19 protein-coding genes and 1 pseudogene are annotated in these 22025 nt (G+C 44.3%); 12 read left to right on the forward strand and 8 right to left on the reverse strand.

Going from position 1 to position 22025, the window contains the following annotated elements; translation table 11 throughout:
- Nucleotides 1-18 precede the first annotated feature (18 nt).
- The gene (metQ, locus tag VTAP4600_RS06825) at nucleotides 19-822 is read left to right on the forward strand and encodes a methionine ABC transporter substrate-binding lipoprotein MetQ (protein WP_102522102.1); all 804 of its coding nucleotides are present in this window, start codon (nucleotides 19-21) and stop codon (nucleotides 820-822) included.
- 143 nt (nucleotides 823-965) lie between these two features.
- Complete coding sequence (locus VTAP4600_RS06830) at nucleotides 966-2366, forward strand: amidohydrolase (RefSeq protein ID WP_102522103.1); 1401 nt, start codon at nucleotides 966-968, stop codon at nucleotides 2364-2366.
- A 63-nt stretch (nucleotides 2367-2429) separates the two neighbouring features.
- Here the strand turns inward: VTAP4600_RS06830 and VTAP4600_RS06835 are convergent, their stop codons facing one another.
- Nucleotides 2430-2870, reverse strand: a complete 441-nt coding sequence (locus VTAP4600_RS06835; protein ID WP_102522104.1) for an Lrp/AsnC family transcriptional regulator — start codon at nucleotides 2868-2870, stop codon at nucleotides 2430-2432.
- Between the two features lie 110 nt (nucleotides 2871-2980).
- On the opposite strand from VTAP4600_RS06835, the gene VTAP4600_RS06840 reads away from it, so the two are divergent.
- Nucleotides 2981-3568 (forward strand): LysE family translocator, encoded by a 588-nt coding sequence (locus tag VTAP4600_RS06840; protein WP_102522105.1) that lies wholly within the window; start codon nucleotides 2981-2983, stop codon nucleotides 3566-3568.
- Nucleotides 3569-3676: 108 nt separating this feature from the next.
- Here the strand turns inward: VTAP4600_RS06840 and VTAP4600_RS06845 are convergent, their stop codons facing one another.
- From VTAP4600_RS06845 to VTAP4600_RS06855, 3 genes are all read right to left on the reverse strand, one after another.
- Complete coding sequence (locus tag VTAP4600_RS06845; protein ID WP_102522106.1) at nucleotides 3677-5266, reverse strand: AbgT family transporter; 1590 nt, start codon at nucleotides 5264-5266, stop codon at nucleotides 3677-3679.
- Between the two features lie 212 nt (nucleotides 5267-5478).
- Complete coding sequence (gene ykgO, locus VTAP4600_RS06850) at nucleotides 5479-5619, reverse strand: type B 50S ribosomal protein L36 (protein WP_102522107.1); 141 nt, start codon at nucleotides 5617-5619, stop codon at nucleotides 5479-5481.
- 2 nt (nucleotides 5620-5621) lie between these two features.
- Nucleotides 5622-5882 carry a type B 50S ribosomal protein L31 gene (locus VTAP4600_RS06855; protein WP_102522108.1) on the reverse strand — a complete coding sequence of 87 codons (261 nt, stop codon included), beginning with the start codon at nucleotides 5880-5882 and terminating at the stop codon, nucleotides 5622-5624.
- A gap of 167 nt (nucleotides 5883-6049) precedes the next feature.
- Between VTAP4600_RS06855 and tsaA the strand changes: the two genes are divergently transcribed.
- The 6 genes from tsaA (at nucleotide 6050) to VTAP4600_RS06885 (ending at nucleotide 12212) form a co-directional block, all read left to right on the forward strand.
- Nucleotides 6050-6745 (forward strand): tRNA (N6-threonylcarbamoyladenosine(37)-N6)-methyltransferase TrmO, encoded by a 696-nt coding sequence (tsaA, locus tag VTAP4600_RS06860; protein WP_102522109.1) that lies wholly within the window; start codon nucleotides 6050-6052, stop codon nucleotides 6743-6745.
- A gap of 101 nt (nucleotides 6746-6846) precedes the next feature.
- Entirely contained in the window at nucleotides 6847-8562 is a 1716-nt protein-coding gene (locus VTAP4600_RS06865) for a proline--tRNA ligase (protein ID WP_102522110.1), read from the forward strand.
- Between the two features lie 280 nt (nucleotides 8563-8842).
- The gene (locus tag VTAP4600_RS06870; RefSeq protein ID WP_102522111.1) at nucleotides 8843-9532 is read left to right on the forward strand and encodes a tellurite resistance TerB family protein; all 690 of its coding nucleotides are present in this window, start codon (nucleotides 8843-8845) and stop codon (nucleotides 9530-9532) included.
- A 278-nt stretch (nucleotides 9533-9810) separates the two neighbouring features.
- Complete coding sequence (locus VTAP4600_RS06875) at nucleotides 9811-10014, forward strand: YaeP family protein (protein ID WP_102522112.1); 204 nt, start codon at nucleotides 9811-9813, stop codon at nucleotides 10012-10014.
- 2 nt (nucleotides 10015-10016) lie between these two features.
- Complete coding sequence (locus VTAP4600_RS06880; protein WP_102522113.1) at nucleotides 10017-10208, forward strand: DUF4250 domain-containing protein; 192 nt, start codon at nucleotides 10017-10019, stop codon at nucleotides 10206-10208.
- Between the two features lie 99 nt (nucleotides 10209-10307).
- A complete protein-coding gene (locus VTAP4600_RS06885) occupies nucleotides 10308-12212 on the forward strand; it encodes a sensor domain-containing diguanylate cyclase (protein ID WP_102522114.1) in 1905 nt (634 codons plus the stop codon).
- Nucleotides 12213-12280: 68 nt separating this feature from the next.
- On the opposite strand, the gene VTAP4600_RS06890 is transcribed toward VTAP4600_RS06885, so the two are convergent.
- Nucleotides 12281-13627, reverse strand: coding sequence for a sodium-dependent transporter (locus tag VTAP4600_RS06890; protein WP_172443088.1), 1347 nt, complete (start codon nucleotides 13625-13627; stop codon nucleotides 12281-12283).
- Nucleotides 13628-13954: 327 nt separating this feature from the next.
- Between VTAP4600_RS06890 and VTAP4600_RS06895 the strand changes: the two genes are divergently transcribed.
- Entirely contained in the window at nucleotides 13955-16483 is a 2529-nt protein-coding gene (locus VTAP4600_RS06895) for an Ig-like domain-containing protein (protein WP_102522116.1), read from the forward strand.
- Nucleotides 16484-16607: 124 nt separating this feature from the next.
- Here VTAP4600_RS06895 and VTAP4600_RS06900 read toward each other — a convergent pair whose 3' ends face one another.
- Nucleotides 16608-17354 carry a YggN family protein gene (locus VTAP4600_RS06900; protein ID WP_102522117.1) on the reverse strand — a complete coding sequence of 249 codons (747 nt, stop codon included), beginning with the start codon at nucleotides 17352-17354 and terminating at the stop codon, nucleotides 16608-16610.
- A gap of 37 nt (nucleotides 17355-17391) precedes the next feature.
- Nucleotides 17392-17880: a GreA/GreB family elongation factor gene (locus tag VTAP4600_RS06905; RefSeq protein WP_102522118.1), complete on the reverse strand. Its 489-nt coding sequence runs from the start codon at nucleotides 17878-17880 to the stop codon at nucleotides 17392-17394.
- A gap of 68 nt (nucleotides 17881-17948) precedes the next feature.
- On the opposite strand from VTAP4600_RS06905, the gene VTAP4600_RS06910 reads away from it, so the two are divergent.
- Nucleotides 17949-19880, forward strand: coding sequence for a RecQ family ATP-dependent DNA helicase (locus VTAP4600_RS06910; RefSeq protein ID WP_102522119.1), 1932 nt, complete (start codon nucleotides 17949-17951; stop codon nucleotides 19878-19880).
- Here the strand turns inward: VTAP4600_RS06910 and VTAP4600_RS06915 are convergent.
- Nucleotides 19877-20524: pseudogene (locus VTAP4600_RS06915) on the reverse strand (DinB/UmuC family translesion DNA polymerase); the annotation flags it as partial. The gene VTAP4600_RS06910 and the pseudogene VTAP4600_RS06915 sit on opposite strands and share 4 nt — an antisense overlap.
- 219 nt (nucleotides 20525-20743) lie before the next feature.
- Here VTAP4600_RS06915 and VTAP4600_RS06920 point away from each other — a divergent pair.
- A complete protein-coding gene (locus VTAP4600_RS06920; protein WP_102522120.1) occupies nucleotides 20744-21973 on the forward strand; it encodes a diguanylate cyclase in 1230 nt (409 codons plus the stop codon).
- Nucleotides 21974-22025 lie beyond the last annotated feature (52 nt).

A 22025-nucleotide genomic window follows, 5' to 3' on the forward strand; every position in this document is an offset into this window, starting at 1 on the left:
CATTAAAAGGAGATTACCATGAAATTTAGCCTTAAAAGTTTACTAGCCCTTGCCGCCACAGCAGCCGTATTAACCGGTTGTGGTGAAAAAGCCGTTGATAACAATAAAATCAAAGTTGGCGTAATGGCAGGTGCCGAAGCTCAAGTAGCTGAAGTTGCCGCTAAAGTAGCGAAAGACAAGTACGGTTTGGAAGTAGAGCTTGTTACTTTTACTGATTACGTAACACCAAATGCAGCGCTTGATGATACATCAATCGACGTAAACGCATTCCAACACAAGCCATACCTTGATCAGCAAGTGACTGACCGTGGCTACAAATTGACTATCGCGGGTAACACGTTTGTATACCCTATCGCAGGTTACTCTAAGCAAGTTAAGTCTGTCGATGAGATTGCTGATGGTTCTCGTATTGCGGTACCTAACGATCCAACTAACCTAGGTCGTTCATTACTGCTTCTTGAGCAACAAGGTCTACTTAAGCTACGTGAAAACGTTGGTCTGCTAGCGACGGTTCGTGACATCGTAGAGAACCCAAAAAACATCTCTATTGTAGAGTTAGATGCTGCTCAACTGCCTCGCTCTCTTGATGATGTTGCGCTTTCAGTTATCAACACAACGTACGCAAGCAGCATTAATCTAACACCAGAAAAAGACGGTATCTTCGTTGAAGACAAAGACTCTCCATACGTAAACTTGATTGTTTCTCGTGAAGAAAACCTAAACGCTGAAAATGTACAAAATTTCGTTAAAGCATACCAAACTGACGAAGTATACAAGGCAGCAATGGATATCTTCCAAGGTGGTGTCGTTAAGGGTTGGTAAGGCCTGGCGCTAAAAAATGAACAACAAGAGAGCTGACTTCGGTTAGCTCTTTTTTTATACCTACAACATTAAAACAAACGATTGCATCAGTATTTATAAAGCCTATAATCGCCAGCACTTTCCTCCTGTTCCAAGGATTAAACATGAAAATGAAGCACACACTTTTGGCCTCTGTACTTGGCCTACTCTCTTTTTCTACTGCCGCTGCAAAGCCTGCCGATCTCATCATTACTGATGCCATGGTTCTTACCATGAACCAAGATAAAACCGTGTATGAAAACGGTACGGTTGTGGTTAAAGACAACAAGATCATCGCCGTAGGTGATAAGACGTTAGCCAAGCAATACAAGGCGAACAAAACACTCAGTGTCGATGGCGATATCGTCATGCCTGGCCTTATCAATACGCACACCCACGTTTCCATGACGGTATTCCGTTCTTTAGCCGATGATGTGCCAGACCGTCTGCACCGCTACATTTTCCCGCTAGAATCTAAATTGGTTTCTCGTGACATGGTTCGCATTGGCGCAAACCTTGGTAACGTTGAAATGATCAAAGGCGGCGTAACGACTTATGCTGATATGTACTACTTTGAAGACGAAGTGGCTAAAACAGTCGATACCATCGGTATGCGTGCCATTTTGGGCGAGTCGGTTATCAAATTCCCGGTTGCTGATGCGGCGAACGCTGAAGAAGGCATTCAATACGCGTTGAACTTCATCGAAGAATACAAAGATCACCCGCGCATTACACCGGCATTTGCTCCGCATGCAACCTACACCAACACCACCGAAGTACTGCAAAAAATTGCGAAGCTTTCGTTAGAAAAAGACGTACCTGTGATGATTCACCTTGCTGAGTCTCATCGTGAAGAAGAGAAGATCGCAGAGCGTTCTAACGGCCTGTCTCCTGTTGCTTACATGGACAGCATCGGTGCGTTAAACAAGAATTTAATTGCCGCTCACGTAATTCTAGCGGACGATAACGATATCGAACTACTGAAAAAAGCGGACGTTGGTATCGCGCATAACATGAGTGCAAACATCAAATCAGCGAAAGGCGTGGCTCCTGCATTAAAAATGTATGACCAAGGTCTACGCGTTGGTCTAGGCACCGATGGTCCAATGTCAGGTAACGGCTTGAGCACGATTGACGAGTTCAACCAAGTCGCTAAGGTTCACAAGCTTCTGAATAAAGATCGTGCTGCTATGCCTCCGATTAAAGTTATCGACATGGCAACCATGGGCGCAGCTCGTGCACTGCATATGGAAGACACCATTGGTTCATTAGAAGTCGGCAAGCAAGCGGATATCATCGTCATCGATACTAAAGCGCCTAACATGATCCCAGTTTACAACCCGTACTCTGCATTGGTTTACTCTGCGAACGCAGGCAATGTAAAACACTCTATTGTTGCGGGTAAAATCTTAATGCAAGATCGTGAAATGCTGACAGTTGATGAAGCACAAATTCGCAAAGAAGCACTAGACTTCACTGACGTCGTGCGTAAGACCATCATCGAATCGGGTGAAGTGGTTCGATAGTTCACTTAACGACTACCTCTATTCAAGGGCAGCTCTATTGCTGCCCTTTCTCTTGCCTATAAACTAGCGCTCGTCTTTAGGCGTCTCCATCACCACCAAAGTACCGATGGCTTTTACTTGTGGGATCTCTCCTAAAATATTGGAGTGAAAGTGCTTATAAGCAGCAAGATCTTTTGTTTCTACTCTCAATAGGTACTCGTTGGTTCCCGTGATGTTATGGCACTCAGTCACTGCGTCTGCCTGACTCACTTCTTCTTCAAAACCCAATTGCGATTTTTTGCTGTGATTGTTGAGTCCAATCGTCACGTAAGCCACAAAGCCAATGCCCATCTTGTTGGCATCTAATACCGCTCGATACCCCTTAATGACTCCTGAACGTTCTAGATCTTGCACGCGTCGTAGGGAAGCCGACGGTGACAAGCCGATGCGCTCCGCCAGTTCCACATTACTTAAACGGCCGATACTTTTTAGCTCACACAATATTCTTTCGTCAAACTTATCCATAAGCTCACTTCGTTGTGAATTAATTCAATTTGGTGCAAATATAAGCACAAAATTTACCCGACTCATCACTAACATACAAGGAACAGATTACAACGACTACGGAGTCGACCATGGATCCTCAACAGCTATTCGCGTTCATCACCTTTGCTTTTGCTTCTACCGTTTCACCTGGGCCAAACAATATTATGCTCATGACTTCTGGCGCTCACGTCGGATTTAAACGCACCATTCCTCATATGCTTGGTATCACATTTGGGTTTAGCTTTATGGTGGTATTAGTTGGGTTAGGTTTAATGGGTGTTTTCCACCAATACCCTATCAGTCAGGACATACTGCAAGTGCTGTGCTTGGGCTACTTGGCTTACTTAGCCGTTAAAATTGCGATGAGTCCGCCCGTGAATACAGGTGACTCCAGCTATAAGCCAATGAGCTTTCTCGCCGCAGCTAATTTTCAGTGGATAAATCCAAAAGCTTGGTCAATGGCCATAACGGCGATTGGGGTTTACAACGTGTCTGGATCTTGGCAAGGCATGGCAATCATTTCATTAGGGTTTGCCATGGTGAACCTGCCCTCTGTGAGTATTTGGACAGTAGCAGGCCAAAAGCTACAGCGAGTGTTATCTCAGCCCAATGTGGCTCGACTTTTCAATTTCACTATGGCGGGCTTATTGCTGTGTTCTGCCGCATTAATGCTGTAATGGCCTGCTGATCAGACGAAAAAAAACCGAAGCACTGAAGTGCTTCGGTTTTATAGTCATGAACAAGGTTAATGCTCAGAACAAGATTAATGAGCCGAGCGAATCAGCTTAAGGCGTATAATAGGTTGCCGCACCCGGGCCAACAGGCAAACCGAAGACAAACACCCAAACGTAGAACAACACGCTCCAACCCACTAAGAAGCAAATTGAGTATGGAAGCATGGTTGCGATCAACGTACCAATGCCTAAATTCTTCATGTAGCGAGTGGCGACTGCCAGAATCAAGCCGAAGTAACTCATCATTGGAGTGATGATGTTAGTCGTTGAATCACCAATACGGTAAGCCGCTTGAATGGTTTCTGGCGCGTAGCCAACCAACATCAACATTGGAACAAAGATAGGCGCAGTTACCGCCCACTGAGCCGATGCAGAGCCAATCATCAAGTTAATAAAGCCACACATCACGATGAACGCAAAGAACAGCGTAGGGCCCGTTAAGCCTACTGTTTGTAGGAAGTCGGCACCACCAACGGCGATCACTTGACCAAAGTTAGTCCACTTAAAGAAAGCAACAAACTGAGCGGCAAAGAATACAAGAACGATGTACATGCCCATAGAAGACATTGATTTCGCCATTGCATCAATAACGTCACGATCGTTTTTCATTGTGCCAACGACTTTACCGTAAACAAAACCCGGAATCGCGAAGAACACAAAAATGAAGGCCACGATGCTTTTCAAGAACGGAGAACCCGCAATCAAACCGGTATCTGGGTTACGTAGCACGCCGTCAGCAGGAACAACGGTCCATGCCAATAGAGCACTCACAACCAAAACCGCAATACCCGCAATTTTAAGGCCTTTCTTCTCAATAGCTGTGAGTTTACCCATGCTATCGTTGCTTAGATCTTCAGACGCTTCTTCACTGTTGTATTTGCCCAGCTTAGGCTCAACAATTTTCTCGGTAACAAACGCACCGGTGATTGAGATAAAGAAGGTAGAGATAAACATGAAGTACCAGTTCGCTTCTGGCCCTACCGTGTAAGTTGGGTCAATCATTTGCGCTGCGGTTTCTGTTATGCCAGAAAGCAGAGGATCAACTGTGCCAATCAATAGGTTGGCAGAGTAACCACCAGACACACCAGCAAATGCAGCGGCGAGACCCGCTAATGGGTGACGACCTAAAGAGTGGAATAACATAGCAGCCAATGGAATCAATACCACGTAGCCAAGCTCAGATGCAGTATTAGAAATAATACCAGCAAACACGACCGTGAACGTCACCATGCGTTTTGACGCGCCCATCACCATGCCACGCATTGCAGCGGATAACATGCCTGAGTGCTCAGCAATGGCCACACCTAACATAGCAACCAATACCGTACCAAGAGGGGCAAAGCCAACGAAATTTTTCACTAAATTGGTTACGATAAGGCGCAAACCATCAGCATTCAATAAGCTAATGACTTCAATAGTTCCATCTGCAGCACGACCGGCAGCACCTTCTGGGCGCGGGTCTATTACCGACACATCAAAATACCCAGCAACGCCAGATAACACTAAAATCGCGGCACAGAAAATAGCAAAAAGAGTGATTGGATGAGGCAGTAAATTACCTAGATATTCCACGCTATCAAGGAAGCGGGTAAAAAGGGGTTTTTTAGGGGCTTGTTGCGTATTCGAAGCAGATGAACTCATCCGTTTCCTCCTTGTAATTGATTCCTAGCGTAATTGACATACCTGTCAAAAAGCATCGGCAGATTACGTTACAAGAATGAGTTTTCAAAACCGCAAATGTTACAAATTGTAAATAAAGTTAATACATTCATCTAGCAAATGAATTTTTATTGGTTATTTATACCAACATGAGAGCAGGCAACAATCGTCATCTGCTCCACATGTTTATCAGTCTATTTTTTCTTTGATTTCCCTTGGACAGCCTTAAAGCGAGGGTTAGTTTTACAAATAACAAATATACGCCCTTTCCTTTTAACTATTTGGCAATCTGGATGACGATTTTTCGCACTTTTCAACGAGCTAAGTACTTTCATTGCTATTTACCTTCCTTATTAAATTGAGCAAATCTACGATTGTAATGTGCAATTCTACCTTCTTTATTAACCACTCTTTGCTTGCCTGTATAGAAGGGATGAGACTCAGATGATACGTCGAGTGTCATATAGGGATACTCTTTACCATCTTCCCATGTAATGGTGCGATCCGTTTTTAACGTCGACCCAATAACAAAGTACTTATCTACGCTGGTATCGTGAAATACCACTTTTCTATAATCTGGATGAATACCGTCTTTCATTATTTCTTCCTTAAAGATGCCTTTACTTAGGTTCTCTTCTCAAAAACCTTATCCCTCTAGATTAATTGATATGTTATAACATTGCAATTAATAATCATTCTCAATAAGAAAGTTCGCAACTTTTTGTGATATTTTTAGCTTATCGCTCCCCATAACACAGAATCTATATGCACCAAATAGAGCCCATTGGATTAATAGAAAGTCCATACAAAGAGAAGTTTGCAGTACCTCGCCAGCCTAGGCTTGCTCCTAGTTCAACAGCCAGAGTTAAGCTGCTTGGCGAAGCAAACTGCCCTGAGTCTGTTCGTGGTATTGAGCAATTTAGCCATATTTGGTTATTGTTTTTGTTCGACCAAAATTTAGATGCAGGCTGGAAGCCAACGGTAAGACCTCCGAGATTAGGCGGAAATGAACGCATTGGTGTACTGGCGTCTCGGGCAACGTTTCGCCCCAATGGTATTGGCATGTCTGCGGTTGAATTACGTGGTGTCACCAATGATGGCAATCAAACATGGCTAGAGTTAGGCAGCGTTGACTTAGTTCACGGCACCCCTATCGTCGACATTAAGCCTTATATCCCTTATTCGGACTCAATTCCTGAAGCTGTTGGAGGTTATGCTCAACAAGAACCCGAGACGCTAGAAGTCGTCTATTCCGCTACTGCGCTAGCCACACTACAACAACATGAGAATGGCAATCAGATCGAAGCTGTGATCAAACAAGTGCTAAGCCAAGATCCAAGACCGGCTTATAAGAAGAACAAGCCCGACGACAAAGAATATGCAGTGAATTTGTTCGATTTGAACGTAAAATTCACTGTTTCACTCGATTGCTTGTTAGTTACGGCAATTGAGCGCTTTTGAGATGACTCATAGGCTGATATTATGGTCGGCTATATCGAATTTATTGTTCCATCGAATGACAATAAATTTTCTTTTATCAATGATGAAACGGATACCATAGAATGCGTACCAGTAACTACCTTCTTTCTACCGTGAAAGAGACTCCAAACGACGCAGAAGTTATCAGCCACCAGCTGATGCTACGAGCAGGTATGATCCGTAAGCTAGCTTCAGGTTTATATACTTGGCTACCTACTGGTCTACGTGTACTGCGTAAAGTCGAAAATATCGTTCGCCAAGAGATCGATAATGCAGGTGCCGTTGAAATCTTGATGCCCGTAGTTCAACCGTTTGAGCTTTGGGAAGAGACTGGCCGTTCTGAAAAAATGGGCCCTGAGCTACTTCGTTTCACAGACCGTCACTCTCGTCCGTTTGTGCTTAGCCCAACAGCTGAAGAAGTGGTAACTAGCCTAGTACGTAACGAGATTAGCTCTTACAAACAGCTTCCTCTCAACCTGTACCAAATCCAAACTAAATTCCGTGATGAACGCCGCCCTCGTTTTGGCGTAATGCGTGCACGTGAATTCTCAATGATGGATGCGTACAGCTTTGATATCGACAAAGAAGGCTTAGAAAAATCTTACCAAGCGATGCACGATGCTTACTGTAAAGCATTCGACCGCATGGGCCTTGAGTACCGCCCAGTTTTGGCAGACTCTGGCGCAATCGGCGGCAGCGGTTCTCAAGAATTCCACGTTCTTGCTGAAAGCGGCGAAGACCTAATCGCATTCTCTTCAGAGTCTGATTACGCAGCGAACATCGAAAAAGCAGAAGCACTAGCTCCTACTGAAGAAGTTGCAGCGCCAACTCAAGACATGGAACTGGTTGATACGCCAAACGCAAAAACAATCGCAGATCTTGTAGAACAACACGGTCTAGCAATCGAGAAGACCGTTAAGACGCTATTCGTTAAAGCTTCTGATGAAGTGGATGCAGATATCATTGCTCTAATCATCCGTGGTGATCACGAGCTTAACGAAGTGAAAGCAGAAAACCTTCCACAGGTTGCTTCTCCACTAGAAATGGCTGATGAAGCTGCAATCCGTGCACTTGTTGGTGCTGGTCCTGGTTCACTTGGCCCTGTTGGCTTAGAGCTACCATTCATCGTTGACCGCTCTGTAGCTGTAATGAATGACTTCGGCGCTGGCGCAAACGTAGACGGTAAGCACTACTTCGGCATCAACTGGGGTCGTGACGTTGAGCTTGCTCAAGTTGAAGACCTACGTAACGTTGTTGAAGGCGACCTAAGCCCATGTGGTCAAGGTACTATCCAACTTAAGCGTGGTATCGAAGTCGGTCACATCTTCCAGTTAGGTAATACTTACTCAAAAGCGATGAACTGTAACGTGCTTGGTCCTGATGGTAAGAGCGTAACGCTAGAAATGGGTTGTTACGGTATCGGTGTGTCTCGTGTTGTAGCATCAGCGATCGAACAAAACCATGATAAGTTCGGTATCATTTGGCCAGAAGCACTTGCTCCTTTCCAAGTGGCTATCGTGCCAATGAACATGCACAAGTCTGAGCGCGTTAAAGAAGCGGCTGAAAAGCTTTACTCAGAGCTAACAGCGATGGGCATTGAAGTATTATTTGATGACCGTAAAGAGCGCCCTGGTGTTATGTTTAAAGATATCGAGCTTGTGGGTATTCCTCACACAGTCGTTATTGGTGATCGCAGCATCGACGAAGGTAACTTCGAATACAAAAACCGTCGTGACGGCGAGAAAACAGCTGTAGCAATTACAGACATCGTAGAACACGTTAAAGCGCAGTTGGCGTAATAAAAGATAGAATACAGAGACAAGCGTTGCCCTGAGATTACAGAAAAAGACCAGAGCGCTCCTCTAATATAAGAGCAAACAATTATTTTGCTCTTATAGCCTCTAGCCTCTAGTGAGCATAGCGAATCCTGTAATCTGTAATCTGTAATCTGTAATCTGTAATCTGTAATCATCTTTTCCAAAAAGAGCTTCCCTCAGGAAGCTCTTTTTTTATGCCCCATTAATCTTCAATTCATATTCAAACTGTTAATGTCACCTAATCAACGTAATGGAGGCGAATATGGATCTTAAAAGTTTACTCAATCAAGCGCTCAACTCAGACCTAGTAAAACAAGGTGGCCAAACCCTTTCTCAGGGCGCTCAAAGCCTAGGACAAGGAGCACAAAAGCTCGGTCAAGATAAGAGTCAACTCGCCACATTAGGTGCAGGTGCCGTTGGTGGTGGCTTAATCGGCTTATTAATGGGGTCTAAAAAAACACGAAAAATGGGCAAAAAAGTAGCTGGGATAGGTGGCGCCGCTGCCCTAGGCGCACTCGCCTTTAAAGTGTATGGTGATTGGCAGAAAAAACAGCCAGATAACTCCGCAACGAGTGCACCTACCGAGACCACACCACAGCTAACCGAAGACCAACACAGTACCCTGATACTAAAAGCCATGATTGCCGCCGCTAAAGCCGACGGTCATGTTGATGAACAAGAACAACAAAAGATACAACAAGCGGTAGAAAGCATGGGCGCAGGTGACTCTGTTAACCAATTAGTGACCAATGAACTCAACAAACCACTCGACCCTAGCGAGCTGGCACGAAATGCCGCAACGCCTGAGCAGGCCGCAGAAATCTATCTTGCATCCCTGCTGGTGGCCGACGAACAAAACTTCATGGAAAAAGCCTACCTCAAAGAGCTAGCAAGCCAGCTAGGGTTAGCTGACGATTTAGTTGCCCAGCTTGAACAGCAAGTGAAAGAGTAAGAGATAAAGCGAAAACAGCGAATACAGAAAAAGAGACTAGACCGCTTCGCTGCTATAAGAGCAAACACATCAACCCCGCTCTTATAGTCTCTAGTCTCTAGTCTCTAGTAAGCGTAGCGAATTCTGTAATCTGCTCCGCCCCTCTCTCTAACTATTAATTTTTCGCCTACTTTGCCACCACTCTCTTCACCGACTTGTTCTAAAACAAACTCTGCTTTTGAGTTTGAACTTATCTCACGCTATATTGAGACCAGTTATCATTTAAATGGATAGAGATTATGAAAATTTACGACTGTTGCCCTTTAGTTCGAGAGTTATACGCTCAAATTGGTAGTGGCGATCAGGGTTATATTCCACAAGCTATCACTTGCGCTCTTAAAACGTTTAATGACATCGCCGCCGATGAATCGTTACCGAAAGAAACTCGTGAACGAGCAGCCTTTGCTGCAGCTAATCTTCTTATTTCAGATTTTGAGGATTAAGCATGGATCTGTCTAAGTTTGAATCTATGGATACCATCATGCTGATGAGTATCATCAATATGAAGTTAAGAGATGAATTCGGCGGAGATTTAGATAAATTGGTGAGTTACTTTGAGATAAATAAAACTAAGTTAGAAGCCAAATTGGCGCAAGCCGGTTTCGAATTTCTTCCAGAGGCTGGTCAATTCCGTTAATGAACGGAACACAGCAATATTTTTCGCTAACTAACGGATTAAATAGAAAAACCCGTCTAAACTTACTAAGTACTCTATTACTAATAGATGTAGGCGGGCATGACGAACAAACAAACCAAAAAACGTGCACTTCCCACTATTCAGCACATGATAAAGCGATCTTTTTTAAAGACCGCTATTCTTCCCCTTATTTGTATAGAAATCACCTTCCTACTGATCTACTGGCTGACTATTTCTTTAAGTAACGAGCAATCAGTCAAAGTCGCCAAAGAGTTCGCCTATCACGACTTACACTTCCATACTAAGGAAGCAGCCTCACGTGTGAGTCATAAGCTCAATAGCGTGTCGATGTTAACCAACATCTATGCCGATCAGGTAAGTAAAGTCATCAATGACCAAGTGACGTCTTTACCCCCGGAGTCTCACAATCTGTATTTGAGTGAGTCTGGCATGTATGTCTCCAATAAAGATATGGGAGGATCGGCTGTTTATTACAGTGGCATACACCCAATAGGACAAACGGAAAAAGACAAAGTCACTAGAACCTCAATATTGGATCCCTTGATGAAATCGATTCATCAAGCGAACTCTCTTATCTCGCAAATCTATTTTAATACTTACGATTCATACAATCGCATTTATCCCTACATTGATGCTGAGTTCACCTATGAAGCAAAAATGGATCTTCCAAGCTACAACTTTTACTACGAAGCCAATCTCGAAAACAATCCGACTCGCACGCCTGTCTGGACTGATGCGTACCTAGATCCTGCTGGTTCTGGCTGGATGATCTCCTCCATTGCTCCAGTTTATTCAACCCAAGACGTCAATCATTTAGAAGCGGTTGTTGGGTTAGACATTACGCTTAGCAAGCTCATTAATGAGGTACTGAATCTCGATATTGGCTGGGGAGGTTACGCCATGGTGTTAAATACTCAAGGACGAATCATCGCCATGTCGACCAAAGCAGAACAGGACTTAGAGGTAAAGGAGCTTCTCGAACACGACTACAAAAATGCCATCTTAGAAGACAACTTCAAGCCAGATACGTTTGATTTATCCCAAAGACCTGAAACCCAACATCTGATCACTCAGATGCAACGCTCACGTGATGGGGTGACCGACGTAATATTGCAAGACAGTAAAATTGTTAGCTGGGCAACACTGCCAGAAACGAACTGGTATCTACTCTACTGGATCCCCGCTGAGCAAATTGAACATGGTTACTCGAATATAAAAGACAACCTAACTCAAATAGGCTGGATGATGGTCGCCGGGCTACTGTTCTTCTATCTATTATTTTATATCTACATTAGATATCAATCTAACCTCGTTGCTCGCGGTGCGATCCATCAATTAAATACCCTAAGTAAACTCATTGAGAGCATAGGTAGAGGAAATTACTGGCAACCAAAACCAAAACTTCATTTCCTTGAGCTGGATTCTTTGGCTACCTTAACCATACGTATGGGTCGGCGTTTAGGTGAGGCCTATAATGCCGTTGCAAAAGCGGAATATCATGCCGGGCACGACAAGCTTACAACCTTGCCTAACCGTTACTTAATGGAAGAGCACCTCCACCACTCGATTGACCTAGCAAAACGCGATGAGCAGTTACTGGCGGTGTTATTTTTCGATCTCAATAAATTCAAACAGATTAACGATACATTAGGCCATACGGTTGGAGACGTGGTACTGAAAACCGTAGCTACGCGGATCACCAGTAAACTAAGGCATTCGGATATCGTTGCCCGTTACGGAGGCGACGAGTTTGTTGCGGTACTCAATAATATTCAAAATATTGAAACGGTCGAAGCTCTCATTGAAAACATTGAAAACATTGAAAGTGTGATCAACAAACCAATTGAATATAACGAGGGTAAATGCCAAATATCATCCGCTATTGGTTATGCCATTTACCCTAATGACGGCAATAACGGACAGCAATTGATCATTCATGCTGATACCCAGATGTATAAAAAAAAGCCCACTAACAGTAGTTAGCAGGCTTACGATAATTAGTAAGCTTACGTCGCAGCTTTGAACAACCTAACGAAGTGATAAAATACCAATTAAAAAGAAGCCCAGATTACCGTCGCTACCAATATCGGACAGACGAACTTCACATAAAAAGGCCATATTTTACCAAACAAGCCCATTTGGAAATCTGGGTAACCTTGTTCAAGTTCTTTAATTTTACTGTTTCGGTTCCAAACCCAGCCACCAAATAAGCAGAACATAAGGGCTGCTGTTGGTTGTAAGTACTGAGTAGCAACCATAGCAACGAGACCGAACAAATCCCCAAAGTTGAATACAATAACAACACTAAACAGCGCGATTAAACTGCCTAGAACCCAGCTAGTAGGCGTCCTTTTCGTTTCAAATCGTTCACTGACCAAAGCGACCGGACATTCCAGCATCGAGATAGATGATGTTAACGCCGCAATGGTTAACAATAGAAAGAATACAACTGAGAATATCAACCCTAATACGCCAAGGCTATCAAACATCAAGGGGAGTACAGTAAATACTAAGGTATCAGAGCTAAGTAATGAGCCATCCTGTGCATAGATCTCGACGCCTTTTTGCATCGCAACAAACATAGCAGGCATCACCACTAAACCCGCAACAAACGCAACGGCGCTATCAACCAAGGTGACGCTCATAGCCATCTTGGGTAGGTTTTCTTTTTTACTTAGGTATGAACCGTATATCAGCATCGAGCAACCGCCAATGGTCAAAGAAAAGAATCCTTGCCCCATGGCCGCCAATATCAATTTACGATCCCAAATTTTCTCGAAATCTGGAATGAGGTAATGCTTAAGCCCTTCTATAGCACCGTCTTGCATCATGATGTAAACAAATAGCACAGCAAACAACACAAATAACGCGGGCATTAAGCGAGTCGACCATTTTTCAATGCCCTGCTTTACGCCACCTTGCACGATTAAAATCGTCAGCACATAAAAAGTTAACGTACCAAATAAGTTTCGCTCTACGCTAAACCCTTTAAACCACGCCGTGGCCTCGACCATACCGAGCAACTCAGTAACAGCGCCAAGCAAGAAGCAAATTAGCCAACCACCAACGATACTATAAAAAGCCAGTACCGCACTTGGCACGCTAAGCCCAACCCAGCCAATTACGCTACCAACACCTTTGCCTGCTGAGTGCGAGGTAAGAGAGCGCATACTATCTACTGGGTTAGCTTGCCCATGCCGCCCGATCGCCATTTCGACCACCAGCATTGGGTATGCGACTACTAAGATCATCACTAGGTAGACCATCAAGAAGGCGCCACCACCATTGCTCGCAGCTTGGGTAGGGAAACCCCAAATATTGCCTAAACCAACTGCGGCACCAGCCGCTGCCAAAATAAAACCTAATCTTGAACCAAAACTTTCGCGCGTGTTTGTCATGTTGCAAATACTTCTATGAACTAGTTGTCTAGTACAGTACCAAAAAAACCCAAAATAACAAGTTTTATAAGAACAATACTCCAGCTATTAAGCACAACACCCAACTAAAAATTGCCCGCTTGCCACTTAGGCCAGATCTCTCACCAGGAAAAATCGATTGTGAAGTGACTCGTAAATCAAGTGCAACAAGAAAACCTCTCACACTGGGTTTGTGATACCGAATCAAAGACTATAAAAAATCGTCGTTAAAACAATGTGTTTAATGAGTTATCAGACTATTTAATAGAGTCAGTACTAAAGTTTGCTGTTAAATGGAGAATCGATAAAATGAAACGGACTTTACTTACCCTATCAATACTTACTACTTGCGGAGTCTCGAGCTCCGCATTCGCAATAGACTGCACTAACTTACCAAACTGGCAACCAGAAACCGCCTATGCCAGTAATTCCCAAGTGCAACAAAATCAAACTGCCTTTAAAGCAAATGGGTGGTCGAAAGGAAATTCCCCAGAAACGCATTCTGGGCAATGGCAAGAATGGAGTTCACTAGGAGCCTGTGCTGGCGGAAACATCCCTCCCGCAGTCGAGGTGATCTCACCATTAAATAATGCACAACTCACCACAGGAAACCAGATCACACTGCAAGCGAATGCGAGCGATGATACTCAAGTCAGTTCGGTGGAGTTCTTTGTTTCAAATACGTCGGTCGCGGTAATCACAACACCGCCTTACCAATTCGTCTGGACAACCACAACAGGCAATCACACCATCAAAGCATTAGCTACCGATGATCAAGGAGCCAGTAACGAATCAAATGTAAACATCTCTGTGACACCAGCGGGATCAGCGACACCGCCAACGATTGTTCTGAGCTCACCAACAGGCTCGGAGAATATAAAACAAAATGACGTATTACAAATCACGGCAGACGCCTCCGATACTGATGGCACGATCAGTCAAGTCGAGTTCATGGTTGATAACACGCTCATTGCCACCGATACCAGTGCACCATTTGAGCACCAATGGATAGCTCAAGCTGGTGATCACAGCTTCAGTGCCAAAGCGACAGATAACGATAACCTCTCCACCACAAGCGCAACCGTTAACTTATCAGTTTCTGGTGGCTCTTCTGGTGGATGCGCTGATGCAACCTCTTATGTCGCTGGCACAAATTACGCCGCTAATGCACTCGTTGAAAACAACAATCAAAAATATCGCTGCGATGTGGCCGGTTGGTGTTCATCCAGCTCTGCGTGGGCCTACGAACCCGGAGTAGGTGAATATTGGCAAGAAGCTTGGACTGGGCTTGGCGCCTGCTCAACGCCCCCTACCGTTACGCTGACTTCACCATTAAACAACTCTGTTTATCTTGCTGGAAGTACGGTCTCTGTAAACGCAGATGCCGCTTATGTGGAAGGTTCTATCTCTCAAGTCGAATTTTTCGAGAATCAAACCAGCCTTGGTATCGATACGTTAGCCCCTTACGCGCTTGATTGGCAAGCAACGATGATAGGCCAAACGCAAATCAAAGCCATCGCCACCACCAACTTAGGAGCGACAGCCGAAGACAGCGTGATTGTGAGTGTGAGCGACCAAGCTGTCGTCACACAAATCACGGCTCCAACGGCCGGCGCTACCCTCGCGCTAGGAAAGACAACAACGATCTCTGCTGACGCAACCAGCCTAGTCAGCACGGTGCAAAGCGTCGATTTCCTTGCCAATGGTGCACTGATCGCAACAGATACCACTTCCCCATACCAAACCAGTTGGACGCCTACGGCCATCGGTAACTACACCCTCACGACTACCGTGACTGACGCACAAGGCAATAGCGCTACATCCAGTGGGGTTACGGTAAAATCTGTAGAGCAAGTCGCGAAAAAACATCAATTAATTGGCTACTGGCATAACTTTGTCAACGGTTCAGGATGCCCTATTCGCCTTGCCGATATGTCTACCCGCTGGGATATCATTGACATCGCTTTTGCCGACAACGATCGAAACAGCAATGGCACGGTTCACTTCAACCTGTATTCAGGTGATATGCATAGTACTTGCCCTGCCTTAAATGCCGCGCAATTTAAGCAAGACATGGCAGCCTTGCAAGCTCAGGGGAAAGTGTTTGTCTTATCACTTGGAGGGGCAGAAGGCACCATCACTCTCAATACCGACCTAGACGAAGCTAACTTTGTTAGTAGCTTAACCGCCATCATTAATGAATGGGGATTCGATGGTTTGGATGTGGATCTAGAAAGTGGCTCAAACCTGATGCACGGTACGCAGATCCAAGCACGACTTGGCCGCGCACTGAAACAAATTGAAATCAATACTGGTGGAGACATGTACTTAACGATGGCACCTGAGCATCCATATGTTCAAGGCGGTATGATTGCCTACACTGGAATTTGGGGCGCCTATATTCCTGTCATCAATGAAGTTCGCGATACATTGGATCTTCTGCATGTGCAACTTTACAACAATGGCGGCTTACCTAACCCGTACATGACAGGTGCAGCCCCTGAAGGTTCGGTTGACATGATGGTGGCCTCAGCGAAAATGCTGGTTGAAGGTTTCACATTAGCAGATGGCAGCCAATTTGCACCGTTACGTGATGATCAAGTGGCCATTGGTTTACCGTCTGGGCCGAGTTCAGCTAACTCTGGACAAGCTCCAATTCAAAACATTAATGATGCCTTAGATTGCTTGATTAAAGGCACTCGATGTACTTCTGTCGTGCCTGCGAAGCTTTATTCTAACTTCGGCGGCATGATGACTTGGTCAATAAACTGGGACCAACACGATGGGTTCAATTTCTCAGGCCCTGTTGGCGACAAGCTTGATCTTCTCAATCAATAGCGTTTCTTTGTAGAAGCATAAAGGGGCGCCAATAACGGCGCCCCTTCATTTCCTACAATTAACTTTTACTATTTAGCACTTCGCTCTTAGTACTTCCCTTTTAGTACTTCGCCCTTAGCATTTCCTATATCGTGAAGACTCGATAGTTTTTAAGCTCAGGTATTTTTTCATGTAACGCTTTTTCTTCTTCCGCTACTGCTTCAAGATCGTCACAATATTGTTGCGCATCTTTCTTGATGTCGTCAGAGCGGCCTTTTACTTTTTCTTCAAGCTGGTTTTTCAACTCAGTCATTTTGTCCTTCAGTTCAGTTAGGTTAATGCCACCTTCCTTTTTCATCTTTTCTGACAGTGCGGTAAAAGCACTGGAAAAGAACTCTGAATCAAAGGTTTCTCTCATCTGATCAAACTCATTGCGCCAATTATTCCACGCGTCGCTAAACGCCTCTTCCTTTAATACAAAACTGCCGTCTTGTGTATACCGTGCTTCTATGTCTGCATAGAATTTGTCAATGGCCACTTTCACGTTGTCGAACGCTTCACTGTTGTCAAAACTGCTACTCACATCGTCGACAATCTCTTTTGCTAGCTCAACGCCGCTATTGGCAATAGTTTTGGCTTCCGGTACATATTTGTTCATTTTTTCACGATAAGCTTGAGCCGCCTGCTGCTGTATCTGATCAAGATCCAGAGCTTCTCCATTGATAAATACATTGTTGTCCTTATCAATGAGCACTTTGGGCTGCCCTTGTTGGTACACTTCTACTTGAGCACCATCTAGGTGGACTTCATTGCTTACATCTATTTTGCACTGCCCCGCAAGTGCACCTTGGCTTGATAACAGTAAACCCAACGCTAACCATGATTTATTCATCTTGATACTCTCTTAAATTCATTCACGATGTCAGAAATTACAGTACTTGCGTAATTTCATAACAGTGAGTTTTATCGCCTATTTTAACGTCCACTTCGTCATGCAAAAATTTGCCCACCAGCGCTTTCCCTAGTGGTGCTTGCGGTGTTACGACCGCGACAGATGCTTGTTTACTAGACACACAGACACTTAAGCCACCACCGCATGGGCCGACAAAAAACCAACTCAATTTGTCGTGCTCATCAACAACTTCCACTAGCGCACTGACAGTAATGGGGGTGTCTATCGTGAATTCTCTTAATACCAACTCTCGATATTGACGAATATTCTCTTCGCATTCTTGAACGCGCTGCGCTTGGCCGTGAGCAAGATACGCCGCTTCTAATGCTAACGTATCGTATTTATTGTCAGGGATGGTTTCTTCGTTGGTTGCTGATTCAATAGCAGACTGGGTCGCAGCCAAAGAAACCTGATGCACCTTATGCAACTCAATCAGTATTAGTTGGCATAACTCGGATTTATCCACTAAATGCTCTCTCTTAATTTCACTTACGGGTAGAATACACTGAATCGGCCAAATATGGGAAAGAAGCAATGACACCACTGACTATTGAGCAATCACTTAAACAAATTTTTGGCTTTGATGCGTTAAGGCAGGGTCAACAAGAAGTGATTGATACCGTCATGTCTGGCCATTCTTGCGCTGCAATCTTTCCAACTGGCTCTGGTAAGTCTCTCTGTTATCAACTTCCTGCCCTGCACCTACCGAGCCTAACCTTGGTTATTTCACCGCTCTTAGCACTTATCAAGGATCAAGTAGACTTCTTACAAAGTAAGGGCATCGCTGCCGCCTCTATCGATTCTTCAATGGAGAGAGAAGCGGTGCAACAAGTGATGCAAGGAGTACGTGATGGCTCGATTAAAATCTTGATGATCTCAGTAGAGCGACTTAAGAACGAACGATTTAGGCATTTTATCAGCCAAATACCGCTCTCGATGATGGTTGTTGATGAGGCGCACTGTATCTCAGAATGGGGGCATAACTTTCGCCCTGACTATTTAAAGCTACCTCAATACATGCAGCAATTGAATATCCCTCAGGTATTACTGCTCACCGCAACGGCGACACCTAGTGTTATAGAAGACATGAAGAGCAAGTTTGCTATTGCTCCGGAGCACATAGTGGTCACTGGGTTTTATCGTCCAAACCTTAATTTACTGATCAAGCCTTGTGAAAACGACGACAAACTTGATGCTCTTTGCAACCACCTACAAGAGTCTGAAAGTAAACCCAGTATCATTTACGTCACCTTGCAACAAACCGCAGAGCAAGTGGCTCTTCAACTTAAAAAACAGGACATCAATGCTCACGCCTATCATGCTGGGTTATCACCTGAGGTCAGAGAGTCGATACAACGCCAATTTATGCACGGTGAAATAAACTGCATCGTGGCCACCATTGCATTTGGTATGGGCGTAGATAAAGCGAATATCCGTCAAGTCATCCACTTTGATTTACCTAAATCGATTGAAAATTACAGCCAGGAAATTGGCAGGGCGGGTCGAGACGGCAATGAATCTGATTGTATTTTATTAGGTAATAAAACCGGCCTTACCGTACTAGAGAACTTTGTTTATGGTGATACGCCGGACGAAGCTGCCATCGCCGGTGTATTGGGGCTTATCTACCAACAAGATGGCGACTGGGAGTTTACGCTTAACCACCTGTCTCGTGAGTACAACATTCGCCAGTTACCTTTGAAAACATTGCTTGTTTATCTTGAATTAAAACAGGTTATTTCGCCTAAGTTCAGCTATTTCGCCGACTACCGATTCAAACTAATCAAGACGAAACACGAAATTTTGTCTCACTTCCAAGGAGAAAGGCAAGCCTTCGTGGAAGCAATCTTCCAATGCGCGCCAAAAGCTCGCGTTTGGCATCAGCTTGATTTTGATGCGCTATACCAATATCACAACGCCCCACGTCAGCGTGTTGTTGCAGCCATCGATTACTTTAATGAGCAAGGCTGGGTAGAGCTAGAAAGCAAACAAATTACTGAGGTGTATCAAGTCAACGACACCAGTCAACCCGTCTCCCAACTGGCTCTTGAGTTATACAACTTATTTGAACAAAAAGAAGCCAGTGAGATAGGAAGAATACGTAATATGGTAGAGCTATTTGAATCTGAGCAGTGTTTAAGCCATCAACTTGCACGCTACTTTGCGGATGTTAAAGCCCCTGAAAAATGCGGTCACTGCTCAGTTTGTATGGGACAAGTAGCTAGGCTACCCGGCTCCCACCACGAGCATCACTTGGCGGCGATTGAGCAAATACAGCAATGGATAGAACCTTTCCTTCAAGCTTGCTCTTCTTCGGTCACCGACCAAAGTGTGGCAAGATTTCTATGTGGAATAACCACGCCTTTGATCACGAAAACCAAAGCAAAGAAAATGGCCGGTTTTGCAACCCTAGAGCACCTGCCATTTTCCGATGTCGTTCAAGCTGTCGTACAAGCTAGAACCTAGAAAAAACTGAGTTGCTTCGCTTGCTCCTGAGGTTTGAGCATCACACTCAAACCGAGCAAGCGAATTTCCCGACCTTGCTGCCGTTTGAGGACTTCACGAAGTAAATGTCTGAAATCGTCTAACTCTAGTTCTGGGTGAATATGCTCGATAGTGGTCTGTTGAAAATCGGCAAATTTCACTTTGATCCCCTGTTTAATGATGGCTTTTTCTGGGCTCGCTTTTTCAAGTCGTTTATCTAACTCTGGGTATAAACGTTCAGTAATCACCTGCCAACATTGCTCATAACTTGAAATGTTTTCACTAAAAGTACGTTCTACACCGACGGATTTTCGCTCCCTTTCCGTCGTCACTTCTCGGTCATCAATGCCTCTACTTCGTTTCCACAACGATGCTCCCATTCGACCAAATTTGAGCAACAATTCTCTATAATCACTATTTCGAATATCCAAACAAACGTAAAACCCAGCCTGATGCAATTTTTCTAAGCTGACTTTTCCTACCCCTGGGATCTTTTCTAATGGCAGTTTATCAATCTCGTCTTGTACCCTTTCAGGGGGGATCACATACTGGCCATTGGGTTTATTAAGATCAGAGGCCACTTTGGCAAGAAATTTCAACGGTGCTACACCAGCCGAAGCGGTCAGACTATCGGGTAAACAATCCATATCTACGTGGATAATTTTCCGCTCGAATTGCACCCTGCCACCAATAAACTGTATAAAAGAACAGTATAATAAATATAACTCCCTAAGCCAATAGTGATAATTAACCCAATATTGTTATCAAAACTGCATTTATCGTGGCGGAATTTAATCGAAGCATTACAATTAATTCAAGGGATTGATTTGTTATAAGAGGGTCTAGTGCTAAACCGAATTTTGGTAGTTGAAGATAGCCGAGCGTTTCGTAATTATTTAGAGTCTAAATTAACTTCCATTGGATTCGACGTGGTGTTGGCAGCCTCTTGCTCTGACGCCAAGAATATTTTAGACAGTGACACCAACTTCATGTATGCGGTTCTCGATTATTGCCTACCAGACGGCGAAGACGGGGAAATTATCGATTTGGTGCTCTCGTACCAATTGCGAGTCATCATTCTTACCGCACAATTTAATGATGCAGTACGAGAAAGAGTGATAGCAAAAGGCGTATTAGACTATATAACCAAAGACAGCACCGCTTCGGTTTCCTACTTACGTCCACTACTAAAACGTTTACTTGCCAACCACTCACACAAAGCGTTGGTTGTTGATGATTCCGCCATGGTACGTAATCATGTTACCTATCTACTGGAACATCAGTTTATTGAGACCATTCAAGCTAAGGATGGTGAACTGGGGCTTCAAGCGTTAAAAGATAACCCTGACGTAACCCTCGTTATTACCGATCACGACATGCCGAATAAAGACGATATCACACTGACCAGAGACATTCGCCACGATTTTGACCGAAACCACGTCGCGATTCTAGGTCTGTCCGCCAACAGTGATCGCACGTTAACGGCTCGCTTTCTAAAAGCTGGGGCAAACGACTTTCTTTACAAACCATTCAACCAAGAAGAATTTTATTGTCGCGTACAACACATCCTAGACATGAAAGACGTCACTGACGAGCTATATCAAATGGCGAATCAAGACGCCCTCACCGGATTGTGGAACCGCCGCTATTTGTTTGAAGAATGCAGCCGTTCTAAAAGTGGTAACCGCAATGTCGCCATGATTGACATCGATTTCTTTAAAAAAGTAAACGACAATTACGGTCATGAATGCGGTGATCTTGTCCTAGCAAAAGTTGCAAAACTACTACAGGATAACTTCAAGGACGACTTAGCGGTTCGGTTTGGTGGGGAAGAGTTTTGTATTGTCAGCACATCTAGCTATATCGATTTCATTACTCACTTGGATAATACCCGCAAAGACATAGAACAATATCAAATCGCGTTTGACGAGCAAGATATTCGTGTAACGGTCAGTATTGGGGTCACATCAGGAAGTTCTGACGTCGATCTAAATATCCATCTGAGAGAAGCCGATGAGCTGCTTTATCAAGCAAAAGATGATGGCAGAAACCGCCTCATTGCTAAAACAAGTTAGTACTCGCTTAATTTCCAACTAATAAAAAAGGAGAGCTCAAATCGCTCTCCTT

It is taken from the genome of Vibrio tapetis subsp. tapetis (genome assembly GCF_900233005.1).
GTDB classification, from domain to species: domain Bacteria; phylum Pseudomonadota; class Gammaproteobacteria; order Enterobacterales; family Vibrionaceae; genus Vibrio; species Vibrio tapetis.

Excerpts from the sequence above, each read along its gene's own strand:
- metQ (WP_102522102.1), top strand. The coding sequence starts at position 19 with ATGAAATTTAGCCTTAAAAGTTTACTAGCCCTTGCCGCCACAGCAGCC.
- VTAP4600_RS06830 (WP_102522103.1), top strand. The coding sequence starts at position 966 with ATGAAAATGAAGCACACACTTTTGGCCTCTGTACTTGGCCTACTCTCT.
- VTAP4600_RS06835 (WP_102522104.1), bottom strand. The coding sequence starts at position 2,870 with ATGGATAAGTTTGACGAAAGAATATTGTGTGAGCTAAAAAGTATCGGC.
- VTAP4600_RS06840 (WP_102522105.1), top strand. The coding sequence starts at position 2,981 with ATGGATCCTCAACAGCTATTCGCGTTCATCACCTTTGCTTTTGCTTCT.
- VTAP4600_RS06845 (WP_102522106.1), bottom strand. The coding sequence starts at position 5,266 with ATGAGTTCATCTGCTTCGAATACGCAACAAGCCCCTAAAAAACCCCTT.
- ykgO (WP_102522107.1), bottom strand. The coding sequence starts at position 5,619 with ATGAAAGTACTTAGCTCGTTGAAAAGTGCGAAAAATCGTCATCCAGAT.
- VTAP4600_RS06855 (WP_102522108.1), bottom strand. The coding sequence starts at position 5,882 with ATGAAAGACGGTATTCATCCAGATTATAGAAAAGTGGTATTTCACGAT.
- tsaA (WP_102522109.1), top strand. The coding sequence starts at position 6,050 with ATGCACCAAATAGAGCCCATTGGATTAATAGAAAGTCCATACAAAGAG.
- VTAP4600_RS06865 (WP_102522110.1), top strand. The coding sequence starts at position 6,847 with ATGCGTACCAGTAACTACCTTCTTTCTACCGTGAAAGAGACTCCAAAC.
- VTAP4600_RS06870 (WP_102522111.1), top strand. The coding sequence starts at position 8,843 with ATGGATCTTAAAAGTTTACTCAATCAAGCGCTCAACTCAGACCTAGTA.
- VTAP4600_RS06875 (WP_102522112.1), top strand. The coding sequence starts at position 9,811 with ATGAAAATTTACGACTGTTGCCCTTTAGTTCGAGAGTTATACGCTCAA.
- VTAP4600_RS06880 (WP_102522113.1), top strand. The coding sequence starts at position 10,017 with ATGGATCTGTCTAAGTTTGAATCTATGGATACCATCATGCTGATGAGT.
- VTAP4600_RS06885 (WP_102522114.1), top strand. The coding sequence starts at position 10,308 with ATGACGAACAAACAAACCAAAAAACGTGCACTTCCCACTATTCAGCAC.
- VTAP4600_RS06890 (WP_172443088.1), bottom strand. The coding sequence starts at position 13,627 with ATGACAAACACGCGCGAAAGTTTTGGTTCAAGATTAGGTTTTATTTTG.
- VTAP4600_RS06895 (WP_102522116.1), top strand. The coding sequence starts at position 13,955 with ATGAAACGGACTTTACTTACCCTATCAATACTTACTACTTGCGGAGTC.
- VTAP4600_RS06900 (WP_102522117.1), bottom strand. The coding sequence starts at position 17,354 with ATGAATAAATCATGGTTAGCGTTGGGTTTACTGTTATCAAGCCAAGGT.
- VTAP4600_RS06910 (WP_102522119.1), top strand. The coding sequence starts at position 17,949 with ATGACACCACTGACTATTGAGCAATCACTTAAACAAATTTTTGGCTTT.